Raw genomic sequence first — 10,437 nt, forward strand, 5'->3', positions numbered from 1 at the left:
AAGGACGACGCGCCCACGACCAGCATGGGCGCCGGCGGCCTGACCGGCACCGGCGCCACCCGGGACGGGGCTCGCACCGCGACCGACACGGCACCGAAAGGTGGCGCGAAGCCGCCCTCGGCACCGGCGGCGGGCACCACCCGCTAATCGGTTACTGCGAGCGCCGGCTGAACGAGACCGCGTAGGCCTGCACCCGGGCGTCGATCAGCGGATCGTCCGAGACCTCGATCCCGTCGGTCAGGTTGTTCGGCATGAACAGTAGCGCCTTCTCGGCCTCGGCGCTGTCCGGCACCGCCTTCGACACGGTCAGCGTGCCGAGATCGACGGTCTTGCGGTCGTCGGGCCAGGGCTTGGTGGCGTCGTTGGTCGGGTCGCCGGCCTGCGCGAGCTGGGCCAGGACGCGGAACTTCGCCGGCTCCTTGGCGATGCGGGGCCCGATCTCGGCCATCAGGAAATTCGGATCGCGCTTGGCCGCATCCTCGGGCGGCAGGATCTCCTCGCCCTGAACCGGCTCGATCCGGAAGCGGAACGGCTGGCGCTTGCCGTCCTTGTCGACGAGAATGAAGGCGTTGACGCCGTTATAGGTCTGCCGCGCGAGGCTCGACGGGGTCTTGGCCGTACCACCCGCGGTGGCGGCGGCCGGGTGAGCCGCAGCGAAGCGCTCCAGTGCGGTCGGATGGGCGGCGTTCGGCCCGCTGTCGGCGACCGCCTTAAGGAGATCGCGAAAATCCTCGCCGGTGGCGACGGGAAAGTACTTCAGCGAATTGGTGACGACGTCCATCTCCGAGCCGTCGCTGAGCTTGAATTTCAGGGCGAGGCCGTGCGGATTGGCATTGGCGGCGCCGTCCGCGATGGTCGGTACGCCGGTGGCGTCGGAGAAGCGGATCGTCACCGGCACGGCCGGCCCCTGGAACAGGGAGGCCTTGCTGATCGTCGCGGCCTCCGGCGACGGGGTGAAGCTCCCCTCGGCGACCACGCCTTTGGCGTGATTGGCCCGCGCGCCGGGATGCTTGCCGAACAACGTGTTCATCACGTCGATCGTCTGCTCGGCGGTGGAGGCCTCCTGGGCCAGGGCCGGCGCGGCGGCCGCGAGCGTGGTGCTCAGCAGGAGGGCGAAACCCAATCTCGAACGCAGCATGAGGATCCTCTCGGCAGCCACGGCCCGCCCGGGCCGGTCCACGCGGACCGGACCATCTTCTAGTTAGAGAATGGCCGAAGACACAACCGCAAGCTTCGCTGCGGCGGCGCGGGGGTTACATCCCAGCCGTCCGCTGCTCATTAAGCACACCGTCTTTGCGCGTGCAGCGAAGCAACCCAGGGACGCGCGTCATCCGGCGGCGTGGCGCGACTGGATTGCTTCGCTCCGCTCGCAAAGACGGTGCGGAGCCCGCTATCGCGCCCCGCGATGGAGGTCGCCGTCGATCAGCAGGGCGCTGCGGCTGTCGAGCCGGGAACGGTAGACCTGCAGGTTCTCCATCACCCGCTGCACGTAGTTGCGCGTCTCGGTGAAGGGGATGCGCTCCACCCAATCGATCACGTCGACGCCCGGCTTGCGCGGGTCGCCGTAGGCGTCGATCCACTTCTTCACGTTGCCGCCGCCCGCGTTGTAGGACGCGAAGGCCAGCACGTAGGAGCCGCGCCAATCCTCCATCAGCTCGCCGAGATGGGCCTGCCCCAGCTTGGCGCAATAGGCGGGGTCGCTGGTCAGGCGGTCGACGTCGAAGGCGGCCGCGACTCGGCGGGCGGTGCGCTGGGCGGTGGCCGGCATCATCTGCATCAGGCCGCGCGCGCCGACGCCCGACTGGGCGCGGGGATCGAACTGGCTCTCCTGCCGGGCGATGGCGTAGACCATGGCCCGCTCCACCTGCGGTACCGCCGTGTAGGTCTCGTAGGCGGGGATCCCGATCGTCGGGTAGGCGTGGGCGTCGAGGGGCAGGCCGCGCTGCACCGCGAGCTTTCCGATCGCCACCAGGGCGCGGGGATCCTTCATGTCGGTGGCGAGATCGCCGAGCGCCTGCAATTCGCGCGGGTCGGAGAGGTCCCGGGCGGCGTCGATGTAGAGCGGCAGGGCCAGATCCTTGATGCCGGCCTCGCCCAGCATCCGGAGGGCCCGGATGTAGAGCCGATCCTCGAAGGCCTGCCGCTCAGGCCCTTCGAGATCCGCGGGCGCCCGCAGGGGCAGGCTGGTCTGGCCGAGCTGCGCCCGCGCCACCTGCCCGTAATAGGCGATCGGCTGCAGGGCGGCCTTCTCGTAGAAGTGCTTCGCCTCGTCCCGATGGCCAAGCGCCTCGGCCGCCCGGCCCTGCCAGTAGGCGGCCCGCGCCACCGAGATCGGGCTCTCGGCGATCGTGGCCACCTGAGCGAAGTGCTGCGCGGCGGCGGCCGGATCACCGGTGAAGCGCAGCGCGATCCAGCCCGCGTGGAACTCGGCCTCGATCCGCTTCTCGGGCGTGCGCGCCGCCTGGGCGCTCGCGACCCTGTAGGCGGTCTTGGCGTCGCCGAGGTCGAGGAGCTTGCGCGCCACGATCCGGCGCTCGACCCACCACTCGTCGCCGTCGACCAGGACGTCCGGGTTGCTCGGCGCCGTGGCGAGGATGGCGGCCGCCTCCTCGGGCTTGTCGGCCCGGCGGAAATACTGCGCCCGGGAGAAGATGTAGGAGGCGTCCCCGCGCAGCGACGGCGGCACGGCGGCCAGCGCCGCGGCGGCCCCGGAGGACTTGTCCTCCACCGCCCGGCGGGCGCGCACGAGGCTGGCATAGGCGCCCCCCGCGTAGCTGGCCGCCCGGCCGGCGCTCTCCCAATCGTCCTTCAGGAGCGCCCGCTCCATCCGATAGCGGTGATCGACCCGGGTGAGCGCCTCCGGGAAAGCATCGAGCACCTTGGCCTCCAGGCTGCGCCCGAAGCTCTCGGTGCGCCAGAGGTCGCGGGCCATCTCGGCGGCGTCCGCCTCGTAGCCGTCGGCGCGGAGCGCCAGCGCCAGGGCGAACTTGCCCGGCGCGCTCGCCGGCTTCGCCGTGGCGAAGAAGGCCCGCACCATCGCAGGGGGCTTGCGCTCGGAGAGCAGCGCCTCCTCGGCCCGGCGGCGCAGCAGGGGGCCGGCCGGCCAGTCCGGATTGGCCCGGGCGAACGCGACCGTGCGGTTGAAGCCGATGCCGGCGCCCGCGCGGATCGCCACCCATTCGAGCAGCGCCTTCGCGGCCGGATCGGTGAAGCCGTCGCGCATCCGGTCGCCCTCCGCGACCCGGCCCTTGCGGTAGAGGTCGATGGCGCCGCGCAGCAGCGTCGGATCGGTGTCGCCGGAGATCTTTGGTCGGGCCGGATCCGGAACCTCGGGCACCGGGGCCGCGGGGGCAACGGCGGCATCCGGCATCGGGAAGGCCACGGGGGCGTCCGCATCGGCAGACGCGTAGGCCAAGGCCGCGGCGGGCAGTCCCCGGACGGTCTCCTCGGCTTTTTCGTCGGAGACGTGGACCGGGTCGAGCTTCAGGGCATCGGCCGCGATCGGATCGACTGCCTTCTCGGTGCTGCGGATCTGCGCGGTCGAGAGGGCGGCGTCGCTCGCCGGCGGCGTCGGCTGCGTTGCGGGCGTGTCCGGGCCGGCCGGGCCCGCCAGTGCCACGCCCACGGTGGCGAGAAGCGCGACGACGGCCAGGGACGTGCGCTTCGGGGCGGGAGTCGAGGCCGCGGATCGGATCACGATGTCCCCCTGCTGCTCACCGGGGCGGGAAAGGCGGAGGATCGGGCGGTGACCATAAAGATCGCGTTAACCGTCGCCACGATCTGTTTGCGCGCCGTGGCGCGACCGCCTATGTCTGCCCGTCCGCGCCCGTAAGGTGTGGACCACGCGCGGCGCCGAGAACGCCGGATTCCCGATAGGGACCCTTTGGGACGCCTGAGATGACCGAGATGACCGGGAGCCGCCTGCGGGGCTCGCTCACCGCGCTTGTGACGCCCTTCCGCGACGGCGCCTTCGACGAGGCCGCGTTCCGCAAGCTCGTGCGCTGGCAGATCGAGCAGGGCAGCCACGGCCTCGTGCCGACCGGCACCACCGGCGAGAGCCCGACCCTCACCCATGCCGAGCACGACCGGGTGGTCGAGGCCTGCATCGACGAGGCGGGCGGGCGCGTGCCGGTCGTGGCGGGGGCGGGCTCCAACTCCACCGCCGAGGCGGTCGAGCGGGCGCAGCACGCCGAGCGCGCGGGCGCCGACGCCGTCCTCGTGGTGACGCCGTACTACAACAAGCCGACGCAGGAGGGCCTCTACGCCCACTTCAAGGCCGTCAACGATGCGGTCGGCATTCCGATCATCATCTACAACATCCCGCCGCGTTCCGTCGTCGACATGAGCGTCGAGACGATGGCCCGGCTCTTCGCATTGAAGAACATCGCCGGCGTGAAGGACGCGACCGCCAAGATCGACCGCGTCAGCCAGCAGCGACAGGCCATGGGGGAGAACTTCCTCCAGCTTTCAGGCGAAGATGCGACGGCGCTCGGCTACAATGCCCAGGGCGGCCACGGCTGCATCTCGGTGGTGGCGAACGTCGCCCCGCGGCTCTGCGCCGACCTGCAGGAGGCCTCGCTGGCGGGCGATTACGCCAAGGCGCTGACCATCCAGGACAGGCTGTTCCCACTTCAGAGCGGCCTGTTCGCCGAGGCCAATCCGGCGCCGGTCAAGTACGCGCTGGCCCGGCTCGGCCACATTGCCGAGGAGCTGCGGCTGCCCATGGTGCCGGTCTCCGAGGCGACGCGCCGCATCGTGGATGCCGCCCTGCAACATGCCGGCCTGCTCGAAGGCTGAGAAGAGTCACAAACGATGGCCCCGAAACCGGAGCCCGGCCGGCGCATCGTCGCCGATAACCGCGCGGCGCGTTACCACTACACGATCGAGGATACCCTTGAGGCCGGCATCGCGCTGACCGGCACCGAGGTGAAGTCCCTGCGCGGCGGCAAGGCGACGATCGGCGAATCCTATGCCGGCCCCTCCGGCAACGACCTGATGCTGTTCAACGCGTACATCCCGGAATATTTGGAGGCGAACCGCTTCAACCACGACACCAAGCGCCCGCGCCGCCTGCTGCTGCACCGCCGCCAGATCGACAAGCTGATCGGCGCGACCCAGCGCCAGGGCTACACGGTGGTGCCGCTGAAGATCTACTTCAACGACAAGGGGCGGGCTAAGGTCGAACTGGGCTTGGGCAAGGGCAAGCAGGCCCATGACAAGCGCGAGGCCGCCAAGGAGCGCGATTGGCAGCGCGACCGGGCGCGACTGCTGCGGGATCGGGGTTAGCGAACAGGCCGTTCGTCTGCCCCTTCGGATATCGGATTGGTTTACGGTCTCCCTGCGGAGCGACCCATGTCATCCAACCACGATGTCCTGCCCACCGATCTCCCCGCACCCGCGGATGATGGCGCGGCCGACCATCTGCGCGGGATGCGCCTGCCCGGCGTGGCGCTGACCGCCACCGATGGCGGCACGGTCTCGCTTGCCCGGCTCACCGGCCGCGTCGTCGTCTATGCCTATCCGCGCACCGGCGAGCCGGGGAAGCCCGGCCTCACGCCCGACTGGGACGCGATTCCCGGCGCTCGGGGCTGCACGCCGCAGGCCTGCGACTTTCGCGATCACCATACCGAGTTGAAGGCCCGCGGGATCAGGCAGGTCTACGGCCTTTCGACCCAGACCAGCGCCTATCAGCGGGAGGCCGCCGAGCGTCTGCGCCTGCCGTTCCCGCTGCTCTCCGATCCACACCGCGCCTTCGCGATGGCGGCGCGCCTGCCGGTCTTCGAGGCCGGCGGGCAGAAGCTGCTGCGTCGCTTGACCCTGGTGATCGACGACGGCGTGGTCAGCCACCTGTTCTACCCGGTCTTCCCGCCGGACCGGAGTTCCCGGCAGGTCCTCGATTGGCTCGACGGCGCGGGCGCGTGATGCCCTACTCCTCCTCGGCCTCCGGCTGGCGGATACCGTAGCGATTCTCGAGGCCGGGATTCGCCCGGCCTTCGCCGCGATAACGGCTCGGTGCCTCACCCGCCGCCCGTGCCGGGCGCTCGTTCGCTTCGCGTCCGATCCGCCCCGCGAGACTCGCCAGATCGACGAACTCGTCGGCCTGCCGCCGCAACTCGTCGGAGATCATCGACGGCTGGGTCTGGATGGTGGAGATCACCGTCACCTTGACGCCCCGTCGCTGCATCGCCTCGACGAGGGATCGGAAGTCGCCGTCCCCGGAGAACAGGATCATGTGATCGATATGGGCGCTGAGCTCCAGGGCGTCGATCGCCAGCTCGATGTCCATATTGCCCTTGTATTTCCGCCGTCCCATGGAGTCGGTGAACTCCTTCACCGGCTTGGTCACGACGCGGTAGCCGTTGTAGTCGAGCCAGTCGATGAGGGGACGGATCGACGAATACTCCTGATCTTCGATCATGGCAGTATAGTAAAACGCCCGCAGAAGATTTTCGCGGGACTGAAATTCATTCAAGAGCTTTTTATAATCGATGTCGAAGCCGAGGGCCTTGGTGGTGGCGTAGAGGTTTGCGCCGTCAATAAAGATCGCGCTGCGTTGGTTTGCTGTCATGAACAGGTTGAATCCTGAAAAAATACGGGGTGACGGGAAATCGTCTCAGAACGTGACCGGCATCCGGCTCTGCCCTCGGGTCCGGGCCGGATCGGCACTATTGAACGTCGATATACTCTGCAATATGGGCGAAAAGCGCGGTCGTTGGCCCGTGACCGTCGCCCAAGCCGGCGGACCATTCGTCTTCAAATGCATCCGTGTCAAGCAGAACAGACGGTAAGCGGCCGGGAAGATCGATGCTGCGAAGCAAAAAGGTCCGAACACTCTGCTGTTACCGGTTTGCCGGCGGTCTTGGAAAGCTTTGCTGCTGCTGATCCGATAAACCTGAGATCGGTGAATTGCCGGGACGGTTCAGCCGTTCACGCGCTCGACGCTGTTGACGGCGCGCTTGCCGCGTAGCTCCGCGATGATCGCATTCAGATGCTGAAGATCCCAGACCGACAGGTCGATGGTGATGTCGGTGAAGTCCTGCGTGCGGCGCTTCATCGAGATGTTGTCGATGTTGCCGTCATGATCGGCGATCACCTGGGCGATCTGGGCGAACACGCCGGGCTCGTTGATCGACTTGAGCGCCAGCCGGGCGGGGAACCGTTCGCCGCCGAGCGCATCGACGTCCCACCGGACGTCGAGCCAGCGTTCCGGTTCGTTGTCGAAGGCGGCCAGCGCAGCGGACTGGATCGGGTAGACGGTGACGCCGACCTCGGGTGTCAGGATGCCGACGATTCGATCCCCCGGGACCGCGCCGCCGTTCGGCGCGAAGGTCACCGGCAGGTCGCCCGCGAGGCCGCGGATCGGGATCGCGTCGCTACGCCCCTCGGCACCGCCCTCCCCGCCCGGGAAGGTCAGCCGCATCGTCTGGTCGGCCGAGCGGACGAGCCGGCCGGCGCCGTTGGTCGGCCCGAGCGGCGCCGAGGGCCGGCGCTCGTCGCGATGGTCGGGATAAACGGCGCGGACCACATCCCCGGAGAACATCTCGCCCCGCCCGACGGCGGCGAACACGTCCTCGGTGGTGGCGCGGGCGAGCCGCGGTAGGGCGCCGCGCAGCTTGTCCTCCGAGAAGGTCTTGGCGGCGCGTTCGAAGGCCCGATCCAGGATCTGACGGCCGAGGCCGGCATATTGCCGGCGCACCGCGGTCCGGGTCGCCCGGCGGATCGCCGCCCGCGCCTTGCCGGTCACCACCAGGGATTCCCAGGCGGCCGGCGGCGCGGCGCCGTCCGAGCGCATGATCTCGACCTCGTCGCCGTTGGCGAGCTCATGCAGCAGGGGCGCCATCCGGCCGTTGATCTTGGCGCCCACCGCGGTGTTGCCGACGTCCGTATGGACCGCATAGGCGAAGTCGATGGGCGTCGCGCCCCGCGGCAGGGCGATCAGCCGGCCCTTGGGGGTGAAGCAGAACACCTGATCCTGGAACAGCTCGAGCTTCGTGTGCTCCAGGAATTCCTCCGGGCTATCGCCCTCGGCGAGGAGCTCGATGGTCCGGCGCAGCCACTGGTAGGCACCGCTCTCGGCCGCGAGCTTCGGATGCACGCTGCCTTCACCCTCCCGGCGGCCCAGTTCCTTGTAATGGGCGTGCGCCGCGATACCGTATTCGGCGATATCGTCCATGGCGCGGGTGCGGATCTGCAACTCGACGCGCTGGCTTTTGGGCCCGATCACCGTGGTGTGGATCGAGCGGTAATCGTTCTGCTTCGGGGTCGAGATGTAGTCCTTGTACCGGCCCGGAACCATCGGCCAGCTGGTATGGACGATGCCGAGCGCCGCGTAGCAGTCCTGCACCGTGTCGACGACAACGCGGAAGCCGAAGATATCCGAGAGCTGCTCGAAGGCGACCGACTTGCGCTCCATCTTCGACCAGATCGAGAAGGGCCGCTTCTGACGGCCGCTCACCTCGGCGATGATCCCCTGCGCGCCGAGCTTCTCGGTGAGCACCTGCGCGATGGTCTCGACCACGCTCTCGGACTTCGCGGTGAGGCGCGCCAGCCGCTGCGTGATGGTGGCGTAGACCTCCGGCTCGATGTTGCGGAAGGCCAGATCTTCCAGCTCCTCGCGCAGCTCCTGCATGCCCATCCGGCCGGCGAGCGGCGCGTAGATGTCGAGCGTCTCCTGCGCGATGCGGTGGCGCTTGTCCTCCCGCATGTGCTGGAGGGTGCGCATGTTGTGCAGGCGGTCGGCGAGCTTCACCAGCAGCACGCGCACATCCGCCGCCACGGCGAGCAGCAGCTTGCGGAAGTTCTCGCCCTGGGCGGCCTGCTTGGAGACGAGATCGAGCCGCTTGAGCTTGGTCAGCCCGTCGACCAGCGCGCCGATCTCCGGCCCGAACAGCCGGCGGATCTCCTCCAGCGTCGCCTCGGTGTCCTCCACGGTGTCGTGCAGGACGGCGGCCACGATGGTGGCGTCGTCGAGGTGGAGATCCGTCAGGATCGCCGCGACTTCGAGGGGGTGGGCGAAGAACGGGTCGCCCGAGGCGCGCTTCTGGGTGCCGTGCGCCTGCATGGCGTACACGTAGGCGCGGTTGAGCAGCGCCTCGTCGGCTGTCGAGTTGTAGCGCTTGACGCGCTCGACCAACTCGTACTGGCGCATCATCCGCCGGGACGGGGCCGGCTCCTGGGTGGGACGCGGGGTCGGAGTCACGCGCGATTGTTCCGCACCGGCCGTCGCGACGCCAGCCCCCGGCGGGGGGCATCCACCCGGCGCGCCGGTTTCGGCCTCGGAACGAGAGAACCCGGCGTCTCCGCCGGGTCCCGTCGCGGTCAGGTCGTGCGCGTCCAGGCCCACTGTGTCCGGCTCACTCGCCCTCGTCGTCGGTCTCGACCGGCGGGGCGAGGTTCTCGAGGCCGCGCAGCAGATCCTCCTCGCTCATGCGGTCGAACTGGGGCGCCGCATCGTCGCTGGAGGATTGCGGGGCCACCGCGGCGGCGGCCGGCGAGCTCGACAGCAGCGGCACGGTCTCGGCCTCCGGCTCGTCCACCTCGACGTATTTCTGCAGCGAGTGGATCAACTGCTCCTTGAGGTCGTCCGCCGTGATCGTCTCGTCGCCGATCTCGCGCAGGGCCACGACGGGGTTCTTGTCCCGGTCGCGGTCGACGGTGAGCGGGGCGCCGGCGGCGAGGAGGCGGGCACGGTGGCTCGCCAGCAGGACCAGCTCGAACCGGTTCTCGACCTTCTCGATGCAATCTTCGACGGTGACGCGCGCCATGCGGGGCGGCTCCTTGGGCTTGAGCGACGGGTGATGTCGGGTATGGCTGCACCCTACACCGGATGCCGTTGTGCAACAAGCACAGCGGCTTGCGCAGGGCGCACGCCCGCCGTTCGGGCCGCCGCATGGTGCGGCGCATTGTTGACACCTGCGGCGACGGGTGCCAGTCCGCCCGCCATTCCACAGGTTCAGCCGACACGGGCGGCGCTCGCGCGCCGTGGAGCGATCAAGACCGATATGCGCGCACTCATCTTCCCCGGCCAGGGCAGCCAGGCGGTCGGCATGGCGCGGGACCTCGCGGCGGCGTTCCCGCAGGCGAAGGCCGTGCTCGACGAGGTCGATGCCGCCCTGAATCAGAACTTGTCGCGGCTGATGTTCGAGGGGCCGGTCGAGGAGCTGACCCTCACAACCAACGCCCAGCCGGCGCTGATGGCGGCGAGCCTCGCGGTGCTGCGGGTGCTGGAGGCCGAGCGCGGCCTCGATCTGACCCGCGACGTCGCCTGCGTGGCCGGGCATTCGCTCGGCGAATACGCGGCGCTCGCCGCCGCCGGCAGCCTCACGATCGCCGATGCCGCAAAACTCCTGCGCCTGCGCGGCGCGGCCATGCAGGAGGCGGTGGCGCCGGGCGCGGGGGCGATGGCGGCGCTGATCGGCACCGATCTCGAAACGGCGC

9 protein-coding genes are annotated in these 10,437 nt (G+C 69.4%); 4 read left to right on the plus strand and 5 right to left on the minus strand.

The genetic code is table 11. The annotated features are described in order from the left end of the window. Positions 1 to 151: 151 nt before the first annotated feature. On the minus strand, positions 152 to 1,138 hold the full coding sequence (locus MKK88_RS26765; protein WP_244005243.1) for a catalase family peroxidase: 987 nt from the start codon (positions 1,136 to 1,138) through the stop codon (positions 152 to 154). Between the two features lie 252 nt (positions 1,139 to 1,390). Next, complete coding sequence (locus MKK88_RS26770; protein WP_244005245.1) at positions 1,391 to 3,697, minus strand: lytic transglycosylase domain-containing protein; 2,307 nt, start codon at positions 3,695 to 3,697, stop codon at positions 1,391 to 1,393. A 200-nt stretch (positions 3,698 to 3,897) separates the two neighbouring features. On the opposite strand from MKK88_RS26770, the gene dapA reads away from it, so the two are divergent. From dapA to MKK88_RS26785, 3 genes are all read left to right on the plus strand, one after another. Further along, a complete protein-coding gene (dapA, locus tag MKK88_RS26775) occupies positions 3,898 to 4,797 on the plus strand; it encodes a 4-hydroxy-tetrahydrodipicolinate synthase (protein WP_244005247.1) in 900 nt (299 codons plus the stop codon). A 15-nt stretch (positions 4,798 to 4,812) separates the two neighbouring features. Next, entirely contained in the window at positions 4,813 to 5,286 is a 474-nt protein-coding gene (gene smpB / locus MKK88_RS26780) for an SsrA-binding protein SmpB (RefSeq protein WP_244005249.1), read from the plus strand. Between the two features lie 66 nt (positions 5,287 to 5,352). Further along, entirely contained in the window at positions 5,353 to 5,922 is a 570-nt protein-coding gene (locus MKK88_RS26785; RefSeq protein WP_244005251.1) for a peroxiredoxin, read from the plus strand. A gap of 4 nt (positions 5,923 to 5,926) precedes the next feature. On the opposite strand, the gene MKK88_RS26790 is transcribed toward MKK88_RS26785, so the two are convergent. The 3 genes from MKK88_RS26790 to rpoZ all read right to left on the minus strand — a co-directional run bounded on the left by MKK88_RS26790 (position 5,927) and on the right by rpoZ (position 9,764). Further along, on the minus strand, positions 5,927 to 6,568 hold the full coding sequence (locus MKK88_RS26790; RefSeq protein WP_244005253.1) for an NYN domain-containing protein: 642 nt from the start codon (positions 6,566 to 6,568) through the stop codon (positions 5,927 to 5,929). Between the two features lie 351 nt (positions 6,569 to 6,919). Then, entirely contained in the window at positions 6,920 to 9,151 is a 2,232-nt protein-coding gene (locus tag MKK88_RS26795) for a RelA/SpoT family protein (protein ID WP_244005259.1), read from the minus strand. A gap of 202 nt (positions 9,152 to 9,353) precedes the next feature. Continuing rightward, entirely contained in the window at positions 9,354 to 9,764 is a 411-nt protein-coding gene (rpoZ, locus tag MKK88_RS26800) for a DNA-directed RNA polymerase subunit omega (protein WP_244005255.1), read from the minus strand. Between the two features lie 237 nt (positions 9,765 to 10,001). Between rpoZ and MKK88_RS26805 the strand changes: the two genes are divergently transcribed. After that, on the plus strand, positions 10,002 to 10,437 hold a 436-nt coding region (locus MKK88_RS26805; RefSeq protein WP_244005257.1), incomplete at its 3' end, for an ACP S-malonyltransferase.

This window comes from Methylobacterium sp. E-005, from assembly GCF_022829725.1.
Lineage (GTDB): Bacteria > Pseudomonadota > Alphaproteobacteria > Rhizobiales > Beijerinckiaceae > Methylobacterium.

Coding starts and splice junctions, on each gene's coding strand:
- MKK88_RS26765 (WP_244005243.1), bottom strand. CDS start 1,138: ATGCTGCGTTCGAGATTGGGTTTCGCCCTCCTGCTGAGCACCACGCTC.
- dapA (WP_244005247.1), top strand. CDS start 3,898: ATGACCGAGATGACCGGGAGCCGCCTGCGGGGCTCGCTCACCGCGCTT.
- smpB (WP_244005249.1), top strand. CDS start 4,813: ATGGCCCCGAAACCGGAGCCCGGCCGGCGCATCGTCGCCGATAACCGC.
- MKK88_RS26785 (WP_244005251.1), top strand. CDS start 5,353: ATGTCATCCAACCACGATGTCCTGCCCACCGATCTCCCCGCACCCGCG.
- MKK88_RS26790 (WP_244005253.1), bottom strand. CDS start 6,568: ATGACAGCAAACCAACGCAGCGCGATCTTTATTGACGGCGCAAACCTC.
- MKK88_RS26795 (WP_244005259.1), bottom strand. CDS start 9,151: ATGATGCGCCAGTACGAGTTGGTCGAGCGCGTCAAGCGCTACAACTCG.
- rpoZ (WP_244005255.1), bottom strand. CDS start 9,764: ATGGCGCGCGTCACCGTCGAAGATTGCATCGAGAAGGTCGAGAACCGG.